Below are 24,781 nucleotides of genomic sequence, written 5' to 3'. Positions count from 1 at the left end.
GGCTGGCCCCGCTCCTACGGATTTTTATTTCATTTACGCGCCCCTGCGTCAGAAAGCGTTATGAGCGCCGCTACAGCGAGCGCAATCGCTTTCAACCCACTTAGTGGCGGAAGTGACGCATTCCGGTAAACACCATCGCAATGCCGGCTTCATCGGCTGCAGCAATCACTTCTTCATCACGGATCGAACCACCCGGCTGGATAATGGCTTTGATGCCATTAGCCGCGGCGTTGTCGATACCGTCGCGGAACGGGAAGAAGGCATCGGATGCCATTACCGCACCTTCAACCACCAGACCGGCATGTTCGGCCTTAATAGCGGCGATGCGGGCTGAGTTTACACGGCTCATCTGACCGGCGCCTACGCCCACGGTCTGACGGTTTTTGGCGTAAACAATGGCGTTGGATTTAACGAACTTGGCGACTTTCCAGGCGAAAATCAGATCGTGCAGTTCGGCTTCGGTCGGAGCACGCTTGGTCACGACTTTCAGTTCATCGGCGGAGATCATGCCGTTATCGCGATCCTGCACCAGCAGGCCACCATTAACGCGCTTGTAATCCAGACCGGCGGCACGTTCTGCTGGCCACTGGCCACATTCGAGCAGACGCACGTTCTGCTTGGCGGCCACTACGGCGGCGGCTTCAGCGCTCACTTTAGGAGCAATGATGACTTCGACAAACTGACGGTCAACGATGGCTTTGGCGGTGTCGGCATCCAGTTCGCGGTTAAAGGCGATGATGCCGCCGAAGGCGGATTCGCTGTCCGTTGCGTAAGCCAGGTCGTAGGCTTTACGGATGCCGCCGTCTTCTTCCGGAACCACGGACACACCACAAGGGTTGGCGTGTTTGACGATTACACAGGCAGGCTTAACGAAAGACTTTACACACTCCAGCGCAGCATCGGTGTCGGCCACGTTGTTGTAAGACAGTTCTTTGCCCTGCAATTGCTTGGCGGTGGCGATTGAGGCTTCGGCCGGGTTGGCTTCAACATAGAATGCTGCGTTCTGATGCGGGTTCTCGCCGTAACGCATGTCCTGCGCTTTGATGAACTGGCTGTTGAAGGTCTGCGGAAAGGCCAGACGGTTATCAGTGCTCAGTACTTCCGCGTTCTGGTCGATGGTGCCCAGATAGTTGGCAATCATACCGTCGTAGGCGGCGGTGTGTTCGAAGGCTTTCAGCGCCAGACCAAAACGGGTTTTGTAGGTCAGGCCGTTGTGTGCTTTCAGGTCTTCCAGCACCTTGCTGTAGTCGCTGCTGTTCACCACGATACCCACATAAGCGTGGTTTTTCGCGGCGGAACGCACCATGGTTGGGCCACCGATATCGATGTTCTCAATCGCCAGTGCCAGATGACAGTCTTCTTTGGCAACGGTGGCGGCGAACGGATAGAGGTTAACCACGACCAGATCAATCGGGTTGATGCCGTGTTCGGCCATCACATCATCGTCCTGACCACGACGGCCCAGTACTCCGCCGTGAATTTTCGGATGCAGGGTTTTTACCCGGCCATCCATCATTTCCGGGAAACCGGTGTAATCCGATACTTCAACCGCCGGAATCTGGTTTTCGATCAGCAGCTTGTAAGTACCGCCGGTGGACAGAATTTCAACACCAGCCGCCTGCAGGGCCTGGGCGAATTCGACGATTCCGGTTTTATCCGACACGCTGATCAGGGCTCGGCGTACAGGGGTGATGTCCGCGGGGATCTCGTTGGCAGGAATAAAGTTGCTCATATGGTCAGGTTTTCTATGTTTTTAAAAAAGAAAAAGCGGCCACAAAGCCGCTGAGTATTCAGGATAAGTCTTAAAGCATGCCGTACTGCTTCAGTTTCTTACGCAGTGTGCCGCGGTTCAGGCCGAGCACAACGGAAGCTTTGGTCTGGTTGTCACGGGTGTACTTCATGACAGTTTCCAGCAGTGGGGCTTCCACTTCGGATAATACCATGTCGTAGATATCGACTACGGCCTGACCATCAAGATGGTCAAAGTAGTTTTGCAGTGCTTTTTCCACACTGTCGCGCAGGGTTTGTGTCGCTTCTAACGGGGTGCGCAGATATTGCTGCAAGTCTGCTGAATCGGTCACTGTCTCAACCTTCCTTCTTTCGATTACTTCGCTGTTCAATGTATCGGTGTTCATGCTGCCAATTCCTTCTTCCGGATCGTATCCTTAAAAAACTGCTGCACCGCCTGTTGTTGCTCGGTACAGCCTTCCAGCCGGTTAAAGCGGGTACGGAAATCGCTGTCGCCGTTCTGATACTGGAGGTACCAGCTGACGTGCTTGCGGGCGATCCGTACGCCCAGAAAGTCGCCGTAAAACTCGTACAGCGCTTCCAGGTGGCTTAATAAAATCTGTTCGACTTCCTGCAGTTGTGGGGCAGGAAGCTCTTCGCCGGTGGCCAGATAGTGGGCCACTTCGCGGAAAATCCAGGGTTGACCCTGAGCGGCGCGGCCAATCAGCACGCCGTCTGCGCCGGTGTACTGCATTACCTCGAAGGCTTTGCGGGCGCTGGTGATATCACCGTTGGCAAACACCGGTATTCCAACGCTTTGTTTGATCGCGCGGATGGTGTCGTATTCGACGGTATTTCTGTAACCACAGGCCCGTGTACGGCCATGTACCGCCAGTGAGACAATGCCGGCGTCTTCGGCAATACGGGCAATGCGCACGCCATTGCGGTTGTCCGGATCCCAGCCAGTGCGGATTTTCAGGCTGACCGGTACATCAACAGAGCCGACGACCGCCTGTAATATGTCCTTCACCAAAGCTTCATCTTTCAGCAACGCTGAACCGGCAGCCTTGTTACAGACCTTCTTGGCCGGACAGCCCATATTGATGTCGATGATCTGGGCGCCGTTGGCAACATTAAATATGGCGCCCTGAGCCATGATTTCCGGGTCTCCGCCGACGATCTGTACCGCAATCGGTTCCGGTTCGCCGGTGTGATCCAGACGCAGCTGTGATTTACGCGTATGGCGTACATCCGGACTGGATGACACCATTTCGCCGACCACCAGGCCGGCACCTAACTGGCGGCAGAGCTGACGGAACGGACGGTCAGTTACCCCTGCCATTGGCGCCAGAACTACTGGATTGGGTAGTGTGTAAGGGCCAATCGAAGGCATGCGAAACCGCTGAAATCTGATCAAAAAATGTGCTGCGAAAAAGTCGCGGTATGATACTCATAACCCCCTGCTGAATAAAGGGGGAGTTGGCTGCTTTTGTATGAATAGTGTGAAAAATTCTGACGGCGGCCGCTTGACCGCCGGGAATTATTGGTTGCCTACAATCTGGATGGCATAGCTGACGGCTTCCGGGCCAGGATCGACAATTTCCAGTGCGATATGAATCGGTGCCTGGCTTGGCATATCGTGTTGTCCTGCCAGTTCACCGGACAGATACTGAGCCGGGGTAAACTGGCGGCTGGCGACGATATTGTCGTTAAGGTCACGGAATACCAGAGTAAGATCCGGGAAGGGCTGCTCGTAAGCGGCTTTGTTCAGCAGCAGGGTGTCGACGACCAGCGCACGCTGCAGGTCAGGGTGTGCCCGGACAACCAGATGCTGAGTTGTCATCTCGCGGATGTTCTGAATTTTCGGCAGGCGGCAATCCATAGCAGCGCAGATTTGAGCGTAATAAGGACGCCATTGTGGGGTGCGTGCCCAGTTGTCGAACTGGAAATACAGCGTCTGCGCAGCGGCTGCGACCAGCATCAGTATGATCCCGGTGAGCCAGCCCCAGGGGAGTCTGCGACGGCGCTTTTTCGCCAGCTGCAGGGGTTCTTCCTGTAATCCGGCAATGCTGCTGGCTGGCAGGCTGATTTCCAGTGTTTCGGTTTGCAGGCCATCATCACCGCCGAGGGTGAAGTCATTCCGGTTGTGGTGCTGATCGGTATCGTCTTCGTCATCGAGGAAACCGTGGAAGTCATCTTCTTCCGGTGGTGGCAGGTCGAAGTTGAATTCGTCGTTGCCGCTCAGTTTCAGGCGTGAGGAGGTAACTTTCTCTTCCTTCATCTGCCGGATGCTGTCGTCATCGTCATTCAGCAGGGCATTGGCCCAGGACTCATCATCGTCCTTAATTTTGCCTTCGTCCTCTGCATCCATGTCAGAGAAATCGAGGGTGTCGTTGCTGACGTTACGCAGGCTGAAAATAGAATCGTCCATTTCCAGTTCAATACGGGGTTTGGGCCGTTTCTGCTTTTCGGGAGCGCGCAGATTGAAGTCGGTAAACGGATCGTCGGCGAGGGTGTCAGAGATAGGGTCATCGTCCATATCATCGTGGATCAGACCGGTATCATCGTCATCTTCTTCAATCGCTGGCTGACTGGCGGCGGGTTTGCTGGCTGGACGGGCCTGAGGGGCCGCCGGGGCTTTTACCGTATCCGTCTTGGGCTGTACGGCTACCGCGGCCGCAGCGCCTTCCTGAATAAAGTGTTCGGCAGCTTTAAAAACCTGCAGGCAGGAGCCACAACGCACCATGCCACGGGCAGCATTCAGATGCTCATCGCGAACGCGAAAGCTGGTCTGGCAATGTGGGCAGCGGGTTACGTGAACAGCCATGACAGATCCTTAACGTTTAATCCCTGTAAGAATAACCCAATCACCCATTTGTTCCGCCGGGTTCATGATGAACCACTGAGCATAACAGGCCGAGACTTCGTCTGCCTGCTCGGCCAGCAGGCCGGACAGAGCCAGTTTACCACCCGTACGGGTCAGTTCCGCCATGTGCGGCGCGAGGCTCATTAATGGTCCGGCGAGAATATTGGCTACTGTCATATCCGCCTGTACTACCGGCGTCGCTTCCGGCAGATAGATTTCGTACTGGCTGGCATCAATACCATTACGTTCGGCATTATCGCGGGTGGCAGTCAGTGCCTGCGGATCGATGTCGACGCCAATCATATGTTTTGCGCCAAGCAGCAGGGCGGCAATCCCCAGAATACCGCTGCCACAGCCGTAGTCGACGACCAGTTCGTTGCCTTCAACCGCGCCGTCGAGGTATTTCAGACACAACGCGGTCGTCGGGTGGGTGCCGGTACCAAAGGCCAGCCCCGGGTCGAGCATCAGGTTAACGGCATCTGCTTGTGGCGGCTCGCGCCAGCTTGGGCAGACCCACAAGCGCTTGCCGAATGGCATCGGATGATAATCGTCCATCCAGGCGCGAACCCAGTCTTTGTCTTCCACCAGTTCCAGCTTGTGTTCAGGCAGTGCAGTACCGCCTTCGGCGGCATACATCAGGGCAATCTGCTCCAGCAGGGCATCGCTGTCCTGATTGGCATCAAACAGGCCGATGATCTGGGTTTTATCCCAGATAGGCGTGGTGCCCAGCTCGGGTTCGAGAATCGGCTGGTCAGCGTCATCCTGCAGGGTGACCGATAAGGCACCGGCGGCCAGTAATGCATTTTCAACCGCTTCAACATCGGCCTGTGTGGCGTGAATACGGATCTGAATCCAGGACATGTTATACGTTCTCCGCGTTTAAACGGCTGATGGCCGCCTGCAACGCCAGGTCATAGCCCTGCACACCGAGTCCGGCGATCACTCCGACGGCAATATCCGACAGATAGGAATGATGGCGGAAGGCTTCGCGTGCATGGACATTGGAAATATGAATTTCGATAAAAGGAATGGCAACGCCGGCCAGTGCATCGCGCAGGGCGACACTGGTATGGGTAAAAGCGGCCGGATTAATCAGGATAAAGGCCGTGCCGTCTGTGCGTGCGGCATGGATGCGGTTGATCAGCTCATGCTCAGCGTTGCTCTGGAATTGTTCCAGGGTAAAGCCTGCGGCGCTGGCGTGCTGGCTCAGCTGCTGCTCAATATCGGCGAGGGTTGTGTAGCCGTATATATGCGGTTCACGACTGCCCAGCAGATTCAGATTTGGCCCCTGCAATACCAGAATGCTTGCCATGATGATTCCCCTGAAATGAAGAAATAGGATCGCAGACGGCAGGCGCCTGTAGGCAGGCCGGCCGATATGACCCGAAAGCCCGCGAGTTTGCCGAAAAAGCCGGCGAGCGTCCAGTTCTGGCGGGGATAGCCTGGTTATTCGCCTTGCTCGGCGGTCTGCACCTGATTGCGGCCGTTACGTTTGGCGCGATACAACGCCTGATCGCTGGCAGCGACCAGTTCGCTGATGCTCTGGCCACTCCATTCAGCGATACCGCAGGAGAAGGTCACGCGCAGTGACTGGCCATCATGAATCAGGTTGGCAAAGTTGAGACGGATATCGTCCATGATCTGGCGAGCCTGCTGGGCGGTGGCGTCGAGCAGGATGATGGCGAACTCTTCACCGCCATAGCGGCCGATAGGGTCGGATTTGCGCAGGCTCTGGCGCAGGAACAGTGACAGGTTGCGGATCACCAGATCACCGGCCGGATGACCATAGCGGTCATTGACCTGTTTGAAGTGATCAATGTCGACCATGACAAAACTGATAGGCACATCTTCATTTTTGCGCATGGCATCCTGCAGGGCCCCCAGCAGGTGGGTATGATTCAGCAGGCCGGTCAGGCTGTCACAGGCAATCAGATTCTGTAGCTGGCGGGCACGGCTGACACGGTTACGCAGGGTGGTAAGCAGATGTCCGGAATCGACGGGCTTCGTTAAAAAGTCATCACCGCCTTCGGCCATGGCGGCTAACTGGCGTTCGCGGTCTTCTTCGCCGGACAGATAAATGATGGGCAGGTTGATGTATTCACGTTGCTGACGGATCACTTTAGCCAGCTCCATGCCATTACAGCCGGGCATATACATATCCATCAGGATCAGATCCGGTGTAAATCCGCTAAGAACATCGAGTACCAGCAAAGGGTCGTTAGCGACCTGAGTGACCATACCGGCTTTATTCAGTACGTTGGCGGTATGGGTTGCCTGTGCGCGGGAGTCGTCGATGATAAGAATTTTGAAGGGTACATCGGGGGTGCTGTCGAGCAGGTTTTCCAGATGGCCGATGACCGACTGGACGTCCATTTCTTCGTAAATTCCCAGGCCTCCGTTGCGCAGAGTCGCCAGACGTTGTTCCAGCGTTGGCGGTGTTTCACGATAGGTGAACAGTACCGGCAGCGGATTTTCACGGCTTTGCTGCAGGCTCTGCGCCAGCTCCAGTCCCTGACCGGGTCCGGCAAAGTCGAGATCCAGCACCACGGCCGCGGGATGACGTCGTTCCAGTGCCTGGGCAAAGTCATGGGCGGTGCGCTGCAGCTCAGGACGTAAGCCAAAGTACTGCATCTGCTCGGCCATGGTCAGGGCGTGGTCGGTATTACTGAGGGCAATATAAACCGGCTTTTTTTCCGGAATCAGGGTGTCTGCGTTTTTATCGTCGGTATGGCGTAATGCCGTTTTACTGAGGGCGATAATTGTTTGATTGAGGCTTTCCAGCTGGGCACTGTCGGGGCTGTGGCCAACGGCGATATGGGCCAGCGTGGATAATAACTGACGGGCCAGTTTTTCATGCCGGGCAGCTTCAAAACGTTGTGCAAAACGCACCAGCTTTTCTACCGCAAGGGTGAAATCCATCATGCGCTCAGCACTCCAGTGCTGTGCCGGCAGCTGGCGCCAGAGATCAATAACCTGACGAACCTGATTAATAACCCGGAAGGAGAAGTGTTGTTTTAGGCGGGCTGCAGGGCTCAGGTTATCCGTCATCAGTGTTACTTCTTAGCTACAGATGTTCTAAGAGTAGCAGTTTCTGCGCCGGACTCATGTTGTCTGTCTATGCTTAATGGTAACAATTTTTATCTGTTGGTTGCCTGTCTGCGCATGGATTTCTCCATCATTGTGTTTTGCTCCCGTCGTCAGCCGGACTACCTCAGGTGGCTGCCATGGGTGTTGCTTGTTTCGCTGTGCTGGCATTTTTCCGGGCAGGAGAGACTGTATGCGGATACTGAAGGCTGGGTCCCTGAGTCTCTGACCCAAAAGGCGCAGCAGCAGTATGACGCTCCTGCGGCGGCGCGGATTGACGCCTGGCGACAGGTTTTACATGGACTGGCGGACGCTACCGAGGCCGACAAGCTTAAAGGGGTGAATGATTTTTTTAACCGCAAGTTGCGCTTTGTCAGCGATGAGAAACACTGGGGCATGGATGACTACTGGGCCACACCTTATGAAGCTTTGGGCAGTGATGGTGGCGATTGTGAAGACTATGTGATTGCCAAATATTACTCGTTGCGCAAGCTGGGCGTGGATACCAGTAAACTGCGTATCACTTATGTGAAGGCGATCCGTCTGAATCAGGCGCACATGGTGTTAACCTATTTTCCCACGCCGGATGCGGTACCTCTGGTGCTGGATAATCTGATCGGCATTATTGCTCCGGCCAGTGAGCGCGGTGATTTATCGCCGGTTTACAGTTTTAATGGCGATGGTATGTGGCTGGAGCGTATGAAGGGCGAAGGGATTCGTATGGGGAATCCGAATAAGCTCGATTTATGGACAGATTTACGTGTCCGCATGAACCAACTGGGAATGGACTTATAACAATGACATTGCGACAACAATTTTCCCTGCTCACCGGTTTGCTGGTTGTTATTTTACTGGCTGGTAATCTGCTGGTGATGGTTATGAATGGCCGTGATTATTTTCAGCAGCAGCTGAATGCCCGGGCTTATGATGCGGCGACTTCTCTGGCTTTATCCATGTCTCAGGTAGCGGCTGATGACGAGGTGCAGTTAACCCGTCTGATGGATGTGCTGTTTGACCGTGGTTTTTTTGCAGAGATCGAATTGCAGCGGGTCGACGATGAGCCCATCTATCGCCGCAGCCGCGATACGCCGGGGGATTTACCAGCGCCGCGCTGGTTTATGCATTGGGTTGGGCTGGAAATGATTCCGGCAGAAGCGGATGTTACCCGTCAGTGGCAGCGTCTGGGAACTGTACGTGTTGTCAGTCACAGTGATTTTGCTTACCGCGATTTGTGGGCGATGGTGCGCGCCGAGCTGATCTGGTTCTCGTGGGTGCTGGTGATTACGCTGGTTCTGTTGCAGTTGCTGCTGAACTGGCTGTTCCGGCCGTTGGTACGGGTCGAGCGTCAGGCGCTGGCCATCTGTGAACGGCAGTGGCAGGTACAGACCGAGATTCCGCGCCCACGTGAGCTGCGGCGCATGGTTCTGGCGATGAACAAAATGGTGCAGAAGCTGCAAAGCATTTTCACCGAACAATCGGCGATGACAGAGCAGCTGCGGGCTGAGTCGTTTAACGATAATGTCAGTGGTTTGCTTAATCGTCGTGGCTTTGATCAGCGCTTGCAACATATTCTGCAGCGCGGGGAAGAGCACAGTGGTGTGCTGATGCTGCTGCAGCTGCAGAATCTGAGCGAGCTGAATCAGTCGCAGGGACGGCAGCTGGTGGATGATGTTCTGCACATGCTGGGAGCCGGGTTGCAACGCTGTTTGCAGGAATATCCCGCAGCGTTCACTGGCCGCCGTTCCGGCAGTGATTTTGCGCTTTATATTCCCTGTGCTGATCAGGCTCAGGCCGATGCCTTATTGCAGCAAATGTTCAGTCAGCTGGCGACCAGTGTTCTGTCGCGTCGCAAAGAGCTGATTTTTCATCTGGGTGGCGTGTTTCTGCAAGGTGTGCAGGACGACCCGGTGCAGGCGTTAAGTTGTGCTGATGCGGCTTTACGCCAGGCGCAGCGCTCACCGGAAGGCCGCGCACAGCTGTACCGCAGCGATAGCAGTAGCGGGATTCAGGAGTGGACGGCCGGTGAGTGGCGCGAGTTATTGACCGGTGTTTTGGAGGCGGGAGCGCTGCAGTTGCAGTTTTTGCCGGTGATCAGCAACCGCAATCGCCGCTTGCTGCAGTTTGAAGTATTTAGCCGCATCGTCTGGCAGGGGGAAACGCTGTCGGCTGCACGGTTCTGGCCAATGGTTGAGCAGCACCAGCTGGCCGCGCGTTACGATGCCAGTATTGTTGCCCAGGTACTGGCTTTACTGGAGCAGCATGCCCCGCAGAAAGGTATTCGCTATTGCATTAATATTTCGCCGGCCTCAGTCCTGGATGAACAGTTCCACCAGTGGCTGGTGGAGTTATTCCGCGCTTCACCTGCGCTGGCGGCTCATATTGCACTGGAAGTACCGGAATCATCCCTGACCGGTATCGAAACTGCTCTGGCCCGGCTGGCTATACAGCTGAAACCTTTTGGCGTAACTCTTGGCGTTGATCAGGTGGGTACCGGCAGCATGGCCTTTGCTTACCTGCAGCGTTTGCCGCTGGATTATATCCGTATTGATGGCAGCTTTAACCGCGGCCTGCATCAGGCGCAGGATCATCGTTTCTTTATCCAGTCGATGGTGCAGATTGCCCACAACCTGGATCTGCTGATTCTTGGCGAAGGTATTGAAGAAGCCGATGATGTCAGCGTACTGCGCCAGACCGGCGTGGATGGCATGAGCGGTTATTTCTTCAGCAAGCCGCTGGCGACAATGGCAGATGCTCATGCCTGGCAATTACCGGCAGACGATGACTAAGGCTGCGACATTTTGCCTCTGTATCCATAGGCTGTAACCAGTACAATGCGCCCAGTTTATACGCTGTCGTGCGGAGAAATTTTTATGCGTAATATGACTGCTGTTTTGGTATTGCTGTTGGGACTGACGGGCTCTGTAATAGCGTTGTCTCAACCGCTGGATGTGAGCGGTGCTTATGTGCGAGAGCCCATTCCCGGGCGCTATATGAGTGCAGCATTTATGACGCTCACTAATACGTCAGCCACCGATAAAACACTGATCAGTGTCAGTGCTGACTGGGCGGGAATTATTGAAATACACACCCACTTGCATGATAACGGCGTGATGCGTATGCGTCAGCTGGAGTCGCTGACTATCCCGGCCGGCGAAACGGTGAGACTGCAGCCTGGTGGTCTGCATTTGATGTTGTTTAAGCTGCAGTTACCTTTGACGGAACCGCTGCCATTAACCCTGTGTTTCGATGATGGTGAGTGTCAGACCGCCAGCGCTGAGTTACGCAGTCTTAAATAAATTCCCCGACATTTAAACCCAATAAAAAACGCGCCCATTAAGTATTCATCAGGAATATTTACAGGGCGCGTTTTTTATTGCTTATTATTGTCCATCATCAGGCTCCCACGCGGAGCTTGGGAACGATAAATTGTCGTTAAAACACTGCCAGCTCAGGCTGTTTCAGTTTGCCCGGCATTTTTCTTGGCGGTTGTTTCTTTGGTGGTTTCCGTTTCATCAGGCTGAGATGGCTGCCATTCTTTCAGCAGTTTTAATACCTCTCCGGCTTTACGTCCCTGCATGGCACAGGCGGTCATCATGCCTGCCATTAAAGCGCCACCCACGCCTGCGGTCATCACATCGGCACCTGTCATGTAGAGATTTTTAACCGGTGTAACCGGATGCAGAAACGGCTTTTTAAAACGATCGACAAAGTGATCAAGGCCATAGATTTCACCGGCCGTACTTTTCTGGAACCAGTCGCTCGACAACGGTGTGGATAATTCCTGAAACACCAGTTTGTCGCGTAACTGCGGCAGACGCTGGTAGAGTTTTTCCAGCAGACGCTCGCTGACACGGGTTTTGATATTTTCGTACTCTTCGCCACGCTGATTCCAGGTGCTGCCGCTCCACTGACTGAACCATTCGTGCTTGGCAACTGTGACAATTTCGACGGTGGATTTACCCGGAAAGCGGTTGTTCCAGTCGGGGTCTTTGGCCGATGGGAAGGAAATATATACGACCGGAAATTCCTGCTCCGGATCGTCATAGTAGCGCTGCAGATTGCCTTCGTGGTCGGCGCTTGGGTAAATCCACAGGTTGGTTGTGTTTAAGCCCAGCTCTTCGGCGGTCCCTTCAAAGCCGGCATAAATACAATAATGAGCGCTTGAACGCTGCACCTGTTTGGCCCAGCGTTCGGTGCCCAGTTTTTTCCGCACGTCGGCGGGCAGCAGGCGCTGGGTGGTATTCCAGAAGCCGGCGTTACTGACCACTCGACCGGCCGTCAGCTCGGTGTCATTGGCCAGGCGCACGCCACAGGCGCGGTTATTACGCACGATGATTTCGTCGACATCGGCGTAGGTAAAGACTTCGCCGCCGGATTTCTGAATGGTCGGAATAATAGTGCGGGCAATAGCCGAAGCGCCGCCAACCGGATAGGCACCACCGGCCAGATAATGCTTGGCGATTAAAGCGTGCATGATGAAGGCGGCGTCTGTAGGCGTCTGACCGTAATCGCCCCATTGGCCGGTCAGTACCGAAATTAATTGCTGATTGCTGGTGAGATTTTCCAGCACTTCGCGGGTGGTCTGGAAAAATTCTTTCGGCAGAAGCAGCGGACGAATGAGGTTATAGGCCCGTGCGAGCAAGGGGGGCATCGCCTGGCCGGCAAAAAAACGCGGGGTCTTGCGGCTCATTTCACGGATCAGTTCGATGTAACGATCAATCGCCTGAGCTTCCTCTGGGAAGCGTTCTTTCAGCATGGCGGCAAAGTTATCCCGGCCGGCAACAAAACCATATTCTTCTTTGCCGAGAATAATGCGGTCGTATTCGGGCTCCATTTCCGCCCACTGCAGACGTCCTTCGCTGACCACATCAAATACCCGGCGCAGGGTAGAGGGCTTATGCACTTCACCGATGTAGTGCACGCCCACATCCCATTCAAAACCTTCGCGGTCATAAGCATGGGTAAAGCCTCCGGCGGTGTAATGCTGTTCAAGAACCGCGACTTTCTGGCCCAGTAAGGACAGGAAGGCGGCGGTTGTCAGGCCGCCCATGCCGGAGCCAATCACAATCACATCGTAATGGCTGTCGGCGCGATTGGCGCGAAAGCGGGTGCCGGTTCTTACTTTGACCTTGCTCATGGGGTGCTCCTCCGGATGGGGCTGGTGTTTTGTTATTGTTATTGCGATCTATTTATGCAAAAAGTTGCATATGGCTGTCAGATTATCCCGCCCGCATAGGCGATGCAAGTCCGGACAGGTAGAATGACGGCGAAAATTAAGGAGAACACAGTGTCGCTGAAACACGCCATTCTGGTGTTGCTGGAAACCGAGCCTGGCTCAGGCTATGACCTGCTGAAGCGTTTCCGTGAGCATATGGGCTATTTCTGGAATGCCAGTCATCAGCAAATTTATCAGCAGCTTAAATGGATGCACGAAGCCGGCTGGCTGGCGCTGCGCACCGAGCCGCAGCAGGGGAAGCCGGACCGCAAGGTGTACGAACTAACGCTGGCGGGCCATGATGCCTTGCTTGACTGGCTGGCTGAAACCAGCAAGCCGCAGAAGGTCAATGACAGCCTGCTGGTGCGTTTGTATGGCGGCCATTTACGTGAAGCGGACGCTATCCGTGCGGATATAGCCCATCACCGTAAACTGTATGAGCAGAACCGGGCAGCGCTGTTGTCGATTGAACAGCATTATCTGGCGTTGCCTGAAACTGAGCGGCAGCGTTACCGCTTTCCATACCTTACTTTGCGTCGCGGCATTCTGTCCGTGCAGGCCTGGCTCGACTGGGCAGATGAAGTCGACGCTTTTCTGAATCACCAATAAATTGAAAAAGGAACAACAATGGCGGGTGCAAGTTTATTAGCGCTGCTGGACGATATTGCCACGGTACTGGATGACGTGGCTGTGATGTCGAAAATGGCGGCCAAGAAAACCAGTGGCGTGCTGGGGGATGATCTGGCGCTCAATGCGCAGCAGGTTTCCGGTATACGTGCCGAGCGTGAGTTGCCGGTGGTGTGGGCGGTTACCAAAGGCTCATTGAAGAACAAGCTGATTCTGGTTCCGGCGGCACTGCTGATCAGTGCGTTTGCTCCCTGGGCGGTAATGATTCTGCTGATGCTTGGCGGCGCTTATCTGTGTTTTGAAGGCGTTGAAAAACTGCTGCACAGCATTTTACACCGCAAAGAGGCGGAAGCTGGCAAACAGCAATTGCAGCAGGCGTTGCTTAATGGCTCTGAAGATTTACTGGCGTTTGAGCAGGGTAAAATCAAAGGCGCGATACGCACCGACTTTATTCTTTCGGCAGAAATTATTGTGATTACGCTGGGCTCGGTTGCTCAGGCCAGTTTTACCACCCAGGTGCTGGTTGTCTCGGCCTTAGCCCTGCTGTTTACCTTTGGCGTTTATGGCCTGGTGGCGGCGATTGTGAAAATGGATGACGCCGGTCTGTATCTCAGTGAACGCAGCAATCGCCTGCTGCAGAGTATCGGTCGCGGGCTGCTGATACTGGCTCCGTGGCTGATGAAAACCTTATCGGTGGTCGGCACGCTGGCGATGTTTCTGGTGGGGGGCGGTATTCTGATGCACGGCGTACCACAGCTGGAACATCTGGCGCATACTGCATCCGGTTGGGCGATTCACAGCTGGGGCACAACGCTGCCATGGCTGGCGGATATCAGCAGTGCATTACTGCCGCTGGTATTTAACCTGCTGGTGGGATTGCTGGCCGGAGCGGTGTTGGTGGGTGTAATGGCTGTGTGGGAGAAACTGCGCGGGAAAAACGCTGCGGCTGTTCAGTAAGGTTGGTATTTTCCCTTATTCAGCGGCCGGCTTCTCTGCAGCTGGCCGCAGGATAATCAGTTGTATGGCTTATTCTGTTCCTGCTGCCATTCTTCCGACATCAGCACTTCGTCGGCCGGTTTGCCGGGAATGGCATGACCTTCGCTGGCCCATTCGCCCAGATCAATCAGCTTGCAGCGTTCGCAGCAGAATGGACGGTATTTGTTTTCCGCAATCCATTCCACGTCTTTTTTACAGGTCGGGCAGTTTACTTTCATTGGGTTCTCGCAGGTTTGCTAATCGCATGTCAGTCAGCGCTGTTGCTGGCTATTTTATCGTGAGGCGGCACGCAACAGGTAGCTGTTGTGTAACAGTTCCAGTTGCTGGTGCAGTTCAGCCAGCCCCAGGCTGTTATCGGCAATATCATCGGCGCGTGCACGGCGTTCATCGCGAGGCATTTGTGCGGCGATGATACGGCGGATCTGATCGGCGTTATTCTGGTCGCGGGAGGTGGCCCGTGCAATCTGAATATCGACTGGCACGTCAATCAGCAGTGTGTGTTGTGTTAATAATGCCTGGCCGGATTCGAACAACAGGGGCGAGACCAGAATGGCATAGGCAGAGGTCGCTTGCTGCAACTGGCGGATAATGCTGTCGCGGATGCGCGGGTGGGTCTGGGATTCCAGCCACTTACGTTCGTCCGGCTCGGAGAAAACTTTGTCACGCAGCCAGGCACGATTAAGACTACCGTCCGCCAGCAGTGCCTGTTCGCCGAAATGCTCCTTGATTGCCTGCCATGCCGGCTGGCCAGGCTCAACAACTTCGCGGGCGACAATATCGGCATCGACCACAGTAATACCTTTGCCGGCAAAAAAGTCACTGGCAGCGGTTTTGCCGCTGCCAATTCCACCGGTTAAACCCAAAACCCACATCGCTGATTATTACCTGTCAGAAACGGCTCAGATACCACTGGCTGATGTCATTGCCCCAGAGGGCGGCAATCCAGCCAGCGGCGGCCAGATAGGGGCCAAAAGGAATCGGAACATTTTTGTCCCGTCCGAGAATAATAATGCCGGCAATACCAGCCACAGCGCCCACCACGGAAGAGAGCAGGATGATCAGCGGCAGGCTTTGAACGCCGAGCCAGGCGCCAAGGGCGGCCAGCAGTTTGAAGTCACCGTAACCCATTCCCTCTTTGCCGGTAACCAGCTTGAAGATCCAGAACACGCTCCACAATGCCAGATAGCCTGCAGCAGCGCCGTATACGGCACTTTCCAGATCGGTAAATAATCCCTGACTGTTGACCATAAGGCCCAGCCACAGAAGGCTTAACGTCATTGTGTCGGGCAAAATCTGATGGTCGATATCAATCACCGACATGCTGATTAACAACCAAGTAAACACCAGCATAGCGGCCAGCTGCCAGCCCCAGGGATACACCAGTAATAACGCCGTACTTAGAATGGCGGTGGCAATTTCCACCGCCGGATAACGCAGGCCTATAGGGGTGCCACAACCGGCACACTTACCGCGCAGCAAGACCCAGCTCAGCACCGGAATATTCTGCCAGGCCCTGACTGGAGCCTGACATTTGGGACAGTGTGAGTCAGGCTTTAACAGGTTGAAGGGCTTACTCAGATCATCAATGGCCGGGTGCTTGGGCAGATTGCTGTCCATTTCCAGGCAATCCTGCTTCCAGCTGCGGAACATCATGACCGGAAAGCGCAGGATAACGACGTTGAGGAAACTGCCGATGAGCAGGCTGAACAGCGCGATAAAAATAGCCAGCCAGATAAGGTTGTCGGCCAGCAGTTGCAGTAGTTTCATCCTACGGCTTTACCCATCTCGAAGATTGGCAGGTACATTGCGATGATCAGACCACCGATTACCACACCGAGGAACGCCATAATCATCGGCTCAAGCAGAGCGGTCATGTTGTCGACGGCGTTATCCACTTCATCTTCGAAATAAGTGGCGGCTTTATCCAGCATGGCATCAAGAGCACCGGACTCCTCACCGATACTAGTCATCTGTACCACCATATTGGGGAACACACCGGTCGAACGCATCGCAAAGTGCATCTGCTGGCCAGAGGATACTTCATCACGGATTTTCAGTACGGCTTCGCGATAAACAACATTGCCTACCGCACCGGCAACGGATTCCAGTGCCTCTACCAATGGCACACCGGCAGCAAAGGTAGTCGACAGAACCCGGGCGTAGCGGGCTACGGCTGCTTTACGGATAAGATCGCCGAAAACCGGTAATTTGAGCGTGAAGCGTTCAAAACTATTTCTAAAGGTGGGAGAGCGTTTCATTGCCTGTGAAAAGAACACCCCGGCAACGGCAAGAACGCCCAGTACGTGCAGATAATAGGCTTGTGCCTGTTCGGACAGATAAACCACAAACTGTGTCGGTGCCGGCAGTTGTGAACCAAAACTGCGGAACATATCGTCAAAGGTTGGTACTACCTTAATCAACAGGATAGCGGTAACCACAAATGCCACCACCAGAGTAGCAATAGGGTAAGTCATCGCTTTTTTGATTTTGGCTTTCAGAATCTCAGTTTTCTCTTTGTAAATGGCCACTTTTTCCAGCATGGCCTCAAGTGCACCAGCTTGTTCACCGGACTCAACCAGGTTACAGGTCAGATCATCGAAATACTCAGGATGTTGCTTCAGGGCTGAGGCAAAATCATTACCGGCAGATACGGTATCGCGCAGACCCAGAATCAACTCTTTCATTGAAGGGTTATCAATACCGTCGGCCACGATATCAAACGATTGCACCAAAGGAACGCCGGCTTTGATCATGGTAGCCATCTGACGGGTAAAAAAGGTGATATCGGCCGATTTGATCTTTTTTTTGCCCTTCCCCAGTCCTAGTAAGGGTTGGGCAACTTTGCGGACTTTCAGCGGATTAACGCCCTGTTTGCGCAATTGGGCTTTGACCATCGCTGCATTTTGGCCACTCATTTCGCCCTTAATAGTCTGGCCGCGGCGATTGATGCCTTCCCAGGCAAAGGCGCTGTTCTTTATTTGCTTAGCCATTGTGCTGTTGTATCCATGCTATGGGCAGCACAAAGGCTGCCGTAAAACTTAGTCGGTGGTTACCCGGTTAGCTTCTTCCAGGCTGGTAACCCCTTGGGCAACCTTTTGCAGCGCTGATGTACGCAAATCGTTAAAGCCTTCTTTGCGCGCCGCATCAGAAATCTCAATCGAGTTACCGCCCTCCATGATAATACGGGAGATGGCATCGGTTATTCTAACTACTTCATAAATACCGACACGGCCTTTGTAGCCCCCTTTGCATTGCTCACAGCCGACCGGTTTATAAATCTCAGCGGTTTGCAGTTGCTCATCCGTAAAGCCCGCTTCCAAAAGCAGCTCCTTGGGTATTTCTGCCGGAACCTTGCAATTTGGGCAAAGTCGGCGTGCTAATCGTTGAGCGATAATCAGACTGACGGAGGTTGCAATGTTGAACGAGGGCACGCCCATATTGGCCAGACGGGTCAGGGTTTCGGCAGCACTGTTAGTGTGTAGTGTGGAAAGCACTAAGTGACCGGTCTGGGCCGCTTTAATCGCGATGGAGGCGGTATCCAGATCCCGGATTTCCCCCACCATCACCACGTCCGGGTCCTGACGCAGGAAGGAACGCAGAGCCGCTGCAAAGTCGAGGCCGACGCGGGCGTTCACGTTTACCTGATTAATACCTTCGAGGTTAATTTCCACCGGGTCTTCGGCAGTGGATATATTGGTGCCTTCCACGTTAAGGATATTCAGACCGGTATACAGAGATACCGTTTTACCGGAACCGGTCGGGCCGGTAACCAAAATCATCCCCTGAGGCTTGGCCAGGGCATCCAGATAGAGGGTTTTCTGATCGGCTTCATAGCCGAGCATATCAATCCCCAGTTTGGCCGAAGAAGGATCAAGAATACGCAGTACGATTTTTTCGCCCCAAAGGGTTGGCAGGGTGTTTACCCTGAAATCGATGGCCTTGGTTTTGGACAGCTTCATCTTGATGCGGCCATCTTGGGGAACGCGTCGCTCAGAGATATCCATCTGTGACATCACTTTTAAACGCGCAGCAATCTTACCGGCAAGGTTAACCGGTGGGCTGGCGACTTCATGCAACATACCATCGGTACGATAGCGTACGCGGTAACGCTTTTCATAAGGTTCAAAGTGGATATCGGAGGCGCCGCCTTTAATAGCATCGAGTAGCATTTTATTCACGAAACGTACAATCGGGGCATCGTCGCCAGAGGAATCTTTTTCCGTGTCTTGGGTTTTATCTCGTGCGTCGGGGTCTTCCAGATCAACGTCGTCCAGGTCGCCATCCAGGTCGCCAAAGTTGTTGTCGTTAGCGGCCAGAAACTTATCGACAGCACTGCCCAGCTTATCTTCTTCAGCCAGTACCGCTTCAACAGTCATGCCGGTATTGAACTTTATTTCATCGATTGCCAGCATGGCTGAAGGGTCGCTCTGTGCGACAAAAAGGCGGTTTCCGCGCTGAAACAATGGCAGAACCCGGTGCTTTTCGATCAGTTCGCGGCTGACCAGATCTTTGGGCATCAGGTCAAAATCAAAGGCGCTGAGATCCAGCAGGGGGAGGCCAAATTCTTCAGAAGCCAACAGCGCAATAGCACGTGACTTTATGTAACCCGATGCAACAGCGGCGGCAACAAAACTGATTTTGTCCTGCTTTGCCTTATTGATGATTTCCTGAGCCTGCTGGCTGTTCACCAGATTCTGCTCAACGATACGGCGTGGTAAGCCGGTCAAAACGGCCATAGAAATTCCCCAAAGGCATTGTGCTTTTTGTATCAGAACATACCAGAGGGCGTGGGGATTAGCCAGAGATTGGGCATGGTAACAGGGTTTACGCAGGCAATAAAAAACCCCGCCGGAGCGGGGTGATTTACCACATCAGCTATAAATTACAGCCAATCAGCATTTACGTTCTCATTGAGCCACTTACAGGCCACACCAGCCAAATCTATGCCGCCGACAATGTTACCACCAGTCGCTGTTGCAACCCAACCAATGGTTTGTGGGCGTGCAGCATCGACAACAGGAATTAAAGAGACTACACCGGCAACATCTGGGTCGATTTCACCATCGAATGATAAATCAACTTGAATAAGAGATGTGGTTGTGGCGGCAGGAATGCGCGCCAGCGCTGGGAAGCCTGTACAAGTTAAAGTTGCTGGCGTGACAGCTGTACCGACAACAATGTCCACTGCACTTATGCCTGAAATTCGCAGTGCATCAGGAGCTGCACGCATACCATAGGCTGTGGTCCAGCATGATTGTGCGCTGGCGTCCGCGGTGTATCCACAAGGTGTTGCAACAATTCTGTTACCAACACCAACTGTACCTGTCAGCCAGCCTTCCCCTCTGCGCGCGTAGTTTTCGTTGACGGCTGCTTGCACGGATGCAACAGAGGCCATTACAGAGGCCATACGGCTGTTGATGATGTACTCGCGGTACGCAGGCAGAGCCACGGAAGCCAGAATACCGATAATCGCAATAACGATCATCAATTCAATCAGGGTAAAACCTTTTTGAACTTGTTTTAACATGGGGATTCTCCACTCGATTTGAGATTTTTTAATTCTTGACTCGTTTGTGCTCGGACTCATATTTGACCGTGCAGCACATATCCGGGTCAGAGCCATTCATGCTGGATGGTGCGAAGAGTGTGCCAAGCTTATTGGCGCTGCGCAAGCCCAATCAAATGCTAATAGTTGAGGTCTTAACAAAATGATGCATTCCAAAAGTGACGCTCTGCGTCACTTTTGGACGTTTGTTTTTTTATGAGTGTGAGCCAGTTCCCAAAAAATACCGTTTTGAGCAAATTTAAGCTGCACGTTATCTTTAAGTCCTTTGTCTAGCGGAATACTGAAAGTGTGATCTGTATCACTAACAGGCTGGAAATTTTTCATAATCCACTCAGAAGAAAGGGGTTTGATGTCTTTCGCTTCCAGCGTGCCGGATAACTCGACACCTTCGTTATCGTAATAAAAGAGCTGAGTCGCAGACTTTTTAACCGTATCTAGCACCTCGTTTGTTACGCCCGAGGCGTAGAGTGTCTGAAAGCCATTTGCAGGATAAATGCTGATTAACCCCACCGGCCGGCGTTCATGTATCAGGTAACTGCCGGCGATCAGTGCACCTGCCTGCAGTAACGCAATAATCGCCAGATCCATTTTCAGGCTTTTTTTCGCCGGATTAAAAACAATCAGTGTAAACAGCGGGCCGAGTACCAGATCGACCCCCGCGATTAAAGCAATGGCTTTCCAGCCTTTTTCCGATTCAAAGAAAATACCTGGGTACCAAACGTAAAAAACCAGTAACAGCAGGACGAGAAAAATAACAAAACTGAGCGCCAGGTGAGCGGCAAAAGCCTGATAGCGGTTATACGAAGTAATATTCATTAATATGCCTTTGAGATCTTTTTTATGGCGATTGGTTAATTTACCAACCGCATCGACAGGTCAATCGCTTTGCAGTCTTTGGTCAGGGCACCGATGGAAATGTAATCCACACCGGTTTCGGCGTAGGCACGCAGGCTGGTGTCGGTAATGCCGCCGGAGGCTTCCAGTTTTACCACGCCATTAGTGCGGCCCTGACTTTTCTGTCTGGCATGGACAACGGCAACGCGCATTTGTTCAGGATTGAAGTTGTCGAGCATGATGATATCGGCACCGGCGTCGATAGCTTCATCCAGCTGTTGCATGGTTTCCACTTCTACTTCGACTGGTTTGCCAGGGGCAATGTCATGAGCCTGGCTGATCGCCGCCCGGATGCCACCGGCGGCCATGATGTGGTTTTCCTTAATAAGGAAAGCATCGTACAGGCCAATACGATGGTTAAAGCAACCGCCGACGCTGACTGCATATTTCTGTGCGATTCGCAGACCAGGAATGGTTTTGCGGGTATCGAGCAGTTTTACGCCGGTGCCGGTCACCTTATCGGCATAGAAGCGGCACAGGGTGGCAGTGCCGGACAGGCTTTGCAGAAAGTTCAGGGCGCAGCGCTCGCCGGTCAGCAGCGAGCGGGCACTGCCCTGCAGTTCAAACAGCGTCTGGTTGGGGCGTACCCACTGGCCTTCGGATACGCGCCAGATCACGCTGACGGCTGGATCAAGCTGGCGGAATACTTCATCTACCCAGGCGCGTCCGGCAACAATGGCGCGCTCACGGGAAATGATGCGCGCTTTGGCTTGCTGAGTTGCCGGGATCAGACGGGCGGTAATATCGCCGCTGCCCACATCTTCTTCCAGCGCACAGGCAACGATGGTGGCGATATCATTTTGATGCAGGCTCAGATCCATGGTTTAAGAAACTCTTTGTCAGCTTGAAGACGACCGGGCTCAGCAGTAACAGGGCAACCAGGTTTGGCAGCGCCATCATTGCGTTGAGGGTATCGGCAATCAGCCAGGCGACGTCGAGTTCACGCGTTGCACCGATCGGAATGGCCAAAACCCAGATGATCCGGAAAATGGGCACGGATTTTACACCGAACAGGTACTCTGTGCATTTCTCTCCATAAAAAGACCAGCCAATAATGGTGGTGAAGGCAAAAATCGCCAGGCCGAGGGTCACAATATAGTTACCAACGCCGGGCAGGCCGAGGGCGAAAGCGGCGGAGGTGAGGTTGGCGCCACTTAAGCCTTTGCCGGCGACACATTCGGCGACTTCCGGCGGGCACAGCTGCCAGGCACCGGAGGCGACAATCACCAGCCCGGTGATGGTGCAGATAATGATGGTGTCGATAAAGGTACCCAGCATGGCAATGCTGCCCTGACGCACCGGGTTGTCAGTCTGGGCGGCGGCGTGGGCAATCGGCGCGCTGCCCAGACCGGCTTCGTTAGAGAAGACACCGCGGGCCACACCAAAGCGGATGGCTGCCCAGACCGCTGCGCCGGCAAAGCCACCCACTGCCGCAGTCGGATTAAAAGCGTGGTGGAGGATCAGTTCGACGGCTTGCGGTACGCGGTCGGCGAAAACAACCAGCAATATCAGGCCGCCGAGAATGTAGGCAATCGCCATAAAAGGAACGAGCTTACCGGCCACTTCAGAAATACGGCGGATACCGCCCAGCAGCACCAGACCAACCAAAACGGCAATGGCTACGCCGGTCACCCACTCAGGAATACCAAAGCCACCATGCAGGGCGTCGGCCACGGAATTGGCCTGGACGCCATTACCAATACCGAACCCCGCTAACATGCCGAAGAAAGCAAACAGCAGAGCCATCCAGCGGAATTTCGGGCCAAGGCCATTACGGATGTAGTACATCGGGCCGCCAACATACTGGCCTTTCTCATTGCGTTCGCGGTAATGAACGGCAAGCACGGCTTCGGCGTATTTGGTGGCCATTCCGAGTAAGGCAATTAACCACATCCAGAACAGCGCACCCGGCCCGCCGGAAGCGATGGCAGTGGCGACCCCGGCAATGTTACCGGTACCGATCGTGGCTGACAGCGAGGTCATCAGGGCGTTAAAACCAGAGATTTCGCCCTGACCTTTACCTTCGCGGTTTACCCATAAATAGACGAAGCCGCGTTTAATGTTACGGATTGGATAAGCTTTCAGACCCAGGGTCAGATACAGGCCGGTGATGCTGATAAGAAGCAGCATCGGTGCTCCCCAGGCCCAGCCATTGATCGTCTTAATGAACTCCAGCATCCGCTTCTCTCTTTATGTCATGTTGTGTCAGCGGTCACTATAAAGGTTGTCGTCGGGGCTGCCAAACTGACGGCACCGTTAAAAACCGCTAAGGTGTCGACTTTGTTCATGGTATCCGGGAGCACAAGCATGAAAGTGAGTGAGGGGCGTCTGGATAGTGCCTGCTGGTGTCCGTCACCGAACTTTGGCCCGCGCCCGTCCGGTAGTGAGGGTGAAATCAGTCTGTTGGTGATTCACAATATCAGCCTGCCGCCAGGCCAGTTTGGTGGTGGTTATGTGCAGCGTTTTTTTCAGAATGAATTGCCGGTCGATGAGCATCCGTACTTTGCCGAAATCGCTTCTCTGCAGGTTTCCAGTCACTTACTGATCGAGCGCGACGGAACCGTAACCCAGTTTGTGAATTTTAAGGACCGCGCCTGGCATGCCGGGCGTTCGGTTTATGACGGCAGGGAAGACTGCAACGACTATTCTGTAGGTATTGAGCTTGAGGGTACGGACACCGATGCCTACAGTGCGGTGCAATACGTTACGCTGGCTGCTGTCATCAGAGCGTTGCAGCAGGCCTATCCTGCTATCGGTGCGCGTATTACCGGGCACGAGCATATTGCGCCAGGGCGGAAAACCGATCCGGGTCCGGCTTTTGACTGGCAATATTTATTCCGCACCTTGGCTTTGTCTGACAATTGAGAGGCTGTTATGAAATTTCTGATCGTTTTTATTGCGCTGGTACTGCAATCGCAATTGCCGTTACCCCAGCGCAGTACCCGTAGCAGAACCTTTGCTCACTGGCTCAGCTTTTGGCTGCCTCGGGGATTTTTTCAGCGTTTTCCCCGGCATATCAAATATGCGTTGGTTGTGGTTATTCCGGCCATGCTGTTAGCGGCTGGTTTCTGGTATATCGAACATTTAGCCTGGGGATTAATCAGCTTCGCGCTGGAAATTCTGTTGCTGCTGTACGTTCTTTCGCACATCGGTATTGAACGGCACCTGCAGGAATACCGTGAAGATTTACAGCAGGGGGATACTCAGGGCGCTTATCACTGTGCGGAAAAATTTCTCGCTGTTCCCGAAGTCAGCGTGACGGAAGACACCGGGCAGATGAATGAGCAGGTCATTAAAGCGCTGTTGCATCGCTGGTTCGAATATTTTTTCCTGATGGTTTTCTGGTACATGATTGCCGATGTCGCCGGGGTATTGCTGGCCTGGTTCAGTGTGCAGTATGCGCGCGCCAGCGACTGTGATCAGAAAGCCTGGCGTTACCTGCACTGGCTGGAGTGGATTCCGGTTCGTCTGTTAGGACTTACTTATGGCCTGGCGGGTAATTTTATGCGTGCCCTGCCGGTCTGGCAGGGGTATTTATGGCAGCTGAAAGCGAGTGGCGCCGATATTTTGTTTTCCGTCGCCAGCAGTGCGTTATCCCATAACGGTGAGCAGAGAAAATGGCACAGTGTGGCTGACGATGGTGAGGCGGCGGCACGGGAGCTGGATGAATGGCATCAGCTGCATTTGCGCAGTGTCTCTATCTGGATGGTGATGATCGCTGCGGCCACGGTAGGAGGGTGGTTGCTGTAGTAACAGCGGTTTAAAAGTCGCTGCCCTGATAGTACTTAATGCACGGTCAGGGCAG

At 53.9% G+C, this 24,781-nt stretch carries 23 protein-coding genes and 1 pseudogene; 7 read left to right on the top strand and 17 right to left on the bottom strand.

Translation table 11 applies throughout. The features are described 5' to 3' along the window. Positions 1–100: 100 nt before the first annotated feature. The 7 genes from purH to LGT44_RS11240 form a co-directional block, all read right to left on the bottom strand. Entirely contained in the window at positions 101–1,732 is a 1,632-nt protein-coding gene (gene purH, locus LGT44_RS11270; protein WP_230332725.1) for a bifunctional phosphoribosylaminoimidazolecarboxamide formyltransferase/IMP cyclohydrolase, read from the bottom strand. A 70-nt stretch (positions 1,733–1,802) separates the two neighbouring features. After that, positions 1,803–2,135 (bottom strand): DNA-binding transcriptional regulator Fis, encoded by a 333-nt coding sequence (gene fis, locus LGT44_RS11265; protein WP_145469694.1) that lies wholly within the window; start codon positions 2,133–2,135, stop codon positions 1,803–1,805. Continuing rightward, positions 2,132–3,121, bottom strand: a complete 990-nt coding sequence (gene dusB, locus LGT44_RS11260; RefSeq protein WP_145469693.1) for a tRNA dihydrouridine synthase DusB — start codon at positions 3,119–3,121, stop codon at positions 2,132–2,134. The genes fis and dusB overlap by 4 nt, the downstream gene beginning before the upstream one ends. Before the next feature lie 147 nt (positions 3,122–3,268). Further along, positions 3,269–4,555 carry a DUF3426 domain-containing protein gene (locus LGT44_RS11255; protein WP_230332726.1) on the bottom strand — a complete coding sequence of 429 codons (1,287 nt, stop codon included), beginning with the start codon at positions 4,553–4,555 and terminating at the stop codon, positions 3,269–3,271. A gap of 9 nt (positions 4,556–4,564) precedes the next feature. Next, positions 4,565–5,455, bottom strand: coding sequence for a 50S ribosomal protein L11 methyltransferase (prmA, locus tag LGT44_RS11250; protein ID WP_225692234.1), 891 nt, complete (start codon positions 5,453–5,455; stop codon positions 4,565–4,567). Between the two features lies 1 nt (position 5,456). Then, positions 5,457–5,906, bottom strand: a complete 450-nt coding sequence (gene aroQ / locus LGT44_RS11245) for a type II 3-dehydroquinate dehydratase (RefSeq protein ID WP_145469691.1) — start codon at positions 5,904–5,906, stop codon at positions 5,457–5,459. A 134-nt stretch (positions 5,907–6,040) separates the two neighbouring features. Beyond that, entirely contained in the window at positions 6,041–7,642 is a 1,602-nt protein-coding gene (locus LGT44_RS11240; RefSeq protein WP_145469690.1) for a diguanylate cyclase, read from the bottom strand. 69 nt (positions 7,643–7,711) lie between these two features. On the opposite strand from LGT44_RS11240, the gene LGT44_RS11235 reads away from it, so the two are divergent. The 3 genes from LGT44_RS11235 to LGT44_RS11225 all read left to right on the top strand — a co-directional run bounded on the left by LGT44_RS11235 (position 7,712) and on the right by LGT44_RS11225 (position 10,974). Then, the gene (locus LGT44_RS11235) at positions 7,712–8,473 is read left to right on the top strand and encodes a transglutaminase-like cysteine peptidase (protein WP_225692235.1); all 762 of its coding nucleotides are present in this window, start codon (positions 7,712–7,714) and stop codon (positions 8,471–8,473) included. Positions 8,474–8,475: 2 nt separating this feature from the next. Further along, positions 8,476–10,464 (top strand): bifunctional diguanylate cyclase/phosphodiesterase, encoded by a 1,989-nt coding sequence (locus tag LGT44_RS11230; protein WP_230332727.1) that lies wholly within the window; start codon positions 8,476–8,478, stop codon positions 10,462–10,464. Between the two features lie 84 nt (positions 10,465–10,548). Beyond that, positions 10,549–10,974: a copper chaperone PCu(A)C gene (locus LGT44_RS11225; protein ID WP_225692237.1), complete on the top strand. Its 426-nt coding sequence runs from the start codon at positions 10,549–10,551 to the stop codon at positions 10,972–10,974. Positions 10,975–11,126: 152 nt separating this feature from the next. On the opposite strand, the gene LGT44_RS11220 is transcribed toward LGT44_RS11225, so the two are convergent. Beyond that, positions 11,127–12,815: a phytoene desaturase family protein gene (locus LGT44_RS11220; protein ID WP_230332728.1), complete on the bottom strand. Its 1,689-nt coding sequence runs from the start codon at positions 12,813–12,815 to the stop codon at positions 11,127–11,129. A 150-nt stretch (positions 12,816–12,965) separates the two neighbouring features. Here LGT44_RS11220 and LGT44_RS11215 point away from each other — a divergent pair, with 150 nt between their 5' ends. Together LGT44_RS11215 and LGT44_RS11210 are read left to right on the top strand one after the other, a co-directional pair. Beyond that, positions 12,966–13,502, top strand: coding sequence for a PadR family transcriptional regulator (locus LGT44_RS11215; protein WP_230332729.1), 537 nt, complete (start codon positions 12,966–12,968; stop codon positions 13,500–13,502). Positions 13,503–13,520: 18 nt separating this feature from the next. Continuing rightward, the gene (locus LGT44_RS11210; RefSeq protein ID WP_230332730.1) at positions 13,521–14,477 is read left to right on the top strand and encodes a DUF808 domain-containing protein; all 957 of its coding nucleotides are present in this window, start codon (positions 13,521–13,523) and stop codon (positions 14,475–14,477) included. 56 nt (positions 14,478–14,533) lie between these two features. On the opposite strand, the gene yacG is transcribed toward LGT44_RS11210, so the two are convergent. The 9 genes and pseudogenes from yacG to LGT44_RS11165 all read right to left on the bottom strand — a co-directional run bounded on the left by yacG (position 14,534) and on the right by LGT44_RS11165 (position 23,154). Beyond that, complete coding sequence (yacG, locus tag LGT44_RS11205; protein WP_145469683.1) at positions 14,534–14,734, bottom strand: DNA gyrase inhibitor YacG; 201 nt, start codon at positions 14,732–14,734, stop codon at positions 14,534–14,536. A gap of 54 nt (positions 14,735–14,788) precedes the next feature. Then, positions 14,789–15,388 carry a dephospho-CoA kinase gene (coaE, locus tag LGT44_RS11200; RefSeq protein ID WP_230332731.1) on the bottom strand — a complete coding sequence of 200 codons (600 nt, stop codon included), beginning with the start codon at positions 15,386–15,388 and terminating at the stop codon, positions 14,789–14,791. 16 nt (positions 15,389–15,404) lie between these two features. Continuing rightward, complete coding sequence (locus tag LGT44_RS11195) at positions 15,405–16,283, bottom strand: prepilin peptidase (RefSeq protein ID WP_230332732.1); 879 nt, start codon at positions 16,281–16,283, stop codon at positions 15,405–15,407. Next, entirely contained in the window at positions 16,280–17,506 is a 1,227-nt protein-coding gene (locus LGT44_RS11190; RefSeq protein WP_230332733.1) for a type II secretion system F family protein, read from the bottom strand. The genes LGT44_RS11195 and LGT44_RS11190 overlap by 4 nt, the downstream gene beginning before the upstream one ends. Positions 17,507–17,554: 48 nt before the next feature. Continuing rightward, the gene (gene pilB, locus LGT44_RS11185; RefSeq protein WP_230332734.1) at positions 17,555–19,252 is read right to left on the bottom strand and encodes a type IV-A pilus assembly ATPase PilB; all 1,698 of its coding nucleotides are present in this window, start codon (positions 19,250–19,252) and stop codon (positions 17,555–17,557) included. Between the two features lie 685 nt (positions 19,253–19,937). Next, positions 19,938–20,043 (bottom strand): annotated as a pseudogene (locus tag LGT44_RS11180) (pilin); the annotation flags it as partial. 210 nt (positions 20,044–20,253) lie between these two features. Continuing rightward, the gene (locus LGT44_RS11175; protein ID WP_230332735.1) at positions 20,254–20,898 is read right to left on the bottom strand and encodes a hypothetical protein; all 645 of its coding nucleotides are present in this window, start codon (positions 20,896–20,898) and stop codon (positions 20,254–20,256) included. A 35-nt stretch (positions 20,899–20,933) separates the two neighbouring features. Next, a complete protein-coding gene (gene nadC / locus LGT44_RS11170) occupies positions 20,934–21,797 on the bottom strand; it encodes a carboxylating nicotinate-nucleotide diphosphorylase (protein WP_230332736.1) in 864 nt (287 codons plus the stop codon). Next, positions 21,772–23,154: an alanine/glycine:cation symporter family protein gene (locus tag LGT44_RS11165; protein WP_230332737.1), complete on the bottom strand. Its 1,383-nt coding sequence runs from the start codon at positions 23,152–23,154 to the stop codon at positions 21,772–21,774. Before LGT44_RS11165 ends, nadC begins: the two co-directional genes overlap by 26 nt. A 129-nt stretch (positions 23,155–23,283) precedes the next feature. On the opposite strand from LGT44_RS11165, the gene ampD reads away from it, so the two are divergent. Both ampD and ampE read left to right on the top strand, forming a co-directional pair. Further along, positions 23,284–23,841: a 1,6-anhydro-N-acetylmuramyl-L-alanine amidase AmpD gene (gene ampD, locus LGT44_RS11160; RefSeq protein ID WP_230332738.1), complete on the top strand. Its 558-nt coding sequence runs from the start codon at positions 23,284–23,286 to the stop codon at positions 23,839–23,841. 9 nt (positions 23,842–23,850) lie between these two features. After that, positions 23,851–24,726, top strand: a complete 876-nt coding sequence (gene ampE / locus LGT44_RS11155; protein ID WP_230332739.1) for a regulatory signaling modulator protein AmpE — start codon at positions 23,851–23,853, stop codon at positions 24,724–24,726. Positions 24,727–24,781 lie beyond the last annotated feature (55 nt).

It is taken from the genome of Thalassolituus alkanivorans (genome assembly GCF_020447205.1).
Taxonomy (GTDB): domain Bacteria; phylum Pseudomonadota; class Gammaproteobacteria; order Pseudomonadales; family Oceanobacteraceae; genus Venatoribacter; species Venatoribacter alkanivorans.
Note: the sequence above shows the minus strand (reverse complement) of the source record. Positions and strands in the feature narration are given on the sequence as shown.

What these genes read in the sequence shown, in the direction of transcription:
- nadC (WP_230332736.1), bottom strand. Translation starts at nt 21,797, where the DNA reads ATGGATCTGAGCCTGCATCAAAATGATATCGCCACCATCGTTGCCTGT.
- LGT44_RS11240 (WP_145469690.1), bottom strand. Translation starts at nt 7,642, where the DNA reads ATGACGGATAACCTGAGCCCTGCAGCCCGCCTAAAACAACACTTCTCC.
- LGT44_RS11255 (WP_230332726.1), bottom strand. Translation starts at nt 4,555, where the DNA reads ATGGCTGTTCACGTAACCCGCTGCCCACATTGCCAGACCAGCTTTCGC.
- ampD (WP_230332738.1), top strand. Translation starts at nt 23,284, where the DNA reads ATGAAAGTGAGTGAGGGGCGTCTGGATAGTGCCTGCTGGTGTCCGTCA.
- LGT44_RS11165 (WP_230332737.1), bottom strand. Translation starts at nt 23,154, where the DNA reads ATGCTGGAGTTCATTAAGACGATCAATGGCTGGGCCTGGGGAGCACCG.
- LGT44_RS11220 (WP_230332728.1), bottom strand. Translation starts at nt 12,815, where the DNA reads ATGAGCAAGGTCAAAGTAAGAACCGGCACCCGCTTTCGCGCCAATCGC.
- pilB (WP_230332734.1), bottom strand. Translation starts at nt 19,252, where the DNA reads ATGGCCGTTTTGACCGGCTTACCACGCCGTATCGTTGAGCAGAATCTG.
- LGT44_RS11230 (WP_230332727.1), top strand. Translation starts at nt 8,476, where the DNA reads ATGACATTGCGACAACAATTTTCCCTGCTCACCGGTTTGCTGGTTGTT.
- LGT44_RS11175 (WP_230332735.1), bottom strand. Translation starts at nt 20,898, where the DNA reads ATGAATATTACTTCGTATAACCGCTATCAGGCTTTTGCCGCTCACCTG.
- LGT44_RS11210 (WP_230332730.1), top strand. Translation starts at nt 13,521, where the DNA reads ATGGCGGGTGCAAGTTTATTAGCGCTGCTGGACGATATTGCCACGGTA.
- fis (WP_145469694.1), bottom strand. Translation starts at nt 2,135, where the DNA reads ATGAACACCGATACATTGAACAGCGAAGTAATCGAAAGAAGGAAGGTT.
- aroQ (WP_145469691.1), bottom strand. Translation starts at nt 5,906, where the DNA reads ATGGCAAGCATTCTGGTATTGCAGGGGCCAAATCTGAATCTGCTGGGC.
- ampE (WP_230332739.1), top strand. Translation starts at nt 23,851, where the DNA reads ATGAAATTTCTGATCGTTTTTATTGCGCTGGTACTGCAATCGCAATTG.
- LGT44_RS11195 (WP_230332732.1), bottom strand. Translation starts at nt 16,283, where the DNA reads ATGAAACTACTGCAACTGCTGGCCGACAACCTTATCTGGCTGGCTATT.
- LGT44_RS11235 (WP_225692235.1), top strand. Translation starts at nt 7,712, where the DNA reads ATGCTTAATGGTAACAATTTTTATCTGTTGGTTGCCTGTCTGCGCATG.
- prmA (WP_225692234.1), bottom strand. Translation starts at nt 5,455, where the DNA reads ATGTCCTGGATTCAGATCCGTATTCACGCCACACAGGCCGATGTTGAA.
- dusB (WP_145469693.1), bottom strand. Translation starts at nt 3,121, where the DNA reads ATGCCTTCGATTGGCCCTTACACACTACCCAATCCAGTAGTTCTGGCG.
- coaE (WP_230332731.1), bottom strand. Translation starts at nt 15,388, where the DNA reads ATGTGGGTTTTGGGTTTAACCGGTGGAATTGGCAGCGGCAAAACCGCT.
- yacG (WP_145469683.1), bottom strand. Translation starts at nt 14,734, where the DNA reads ATGAAAGTAAACTGCCCGACCTGTAAAAAAGACGTGGAATGGATTGCG.
- LGT44_RS11225 (WP_225692237.1), top strand. Translation starts at nt 10,549, where the DNA reads ATGCGTAATATGACTGCTGTTTTGGTATTGCTGTTGGGACTGACGGGC.
- purH (WP_230332725.1), bottom strand. Translation starts at nt 1,732, where the DNA reads ATGAGCAACTTTATTCCTGCCAACGAGATCCCCGCGGACATCACCCCT.
- LGT44_RS11190 (WP_230332733.1), bottom strand. Translation starts at nt 17,506, where the DNA reads ATGGCTAAGCAAATAAAGAACAGCGCCTTTGCCTGGGAAGGCATCAAT.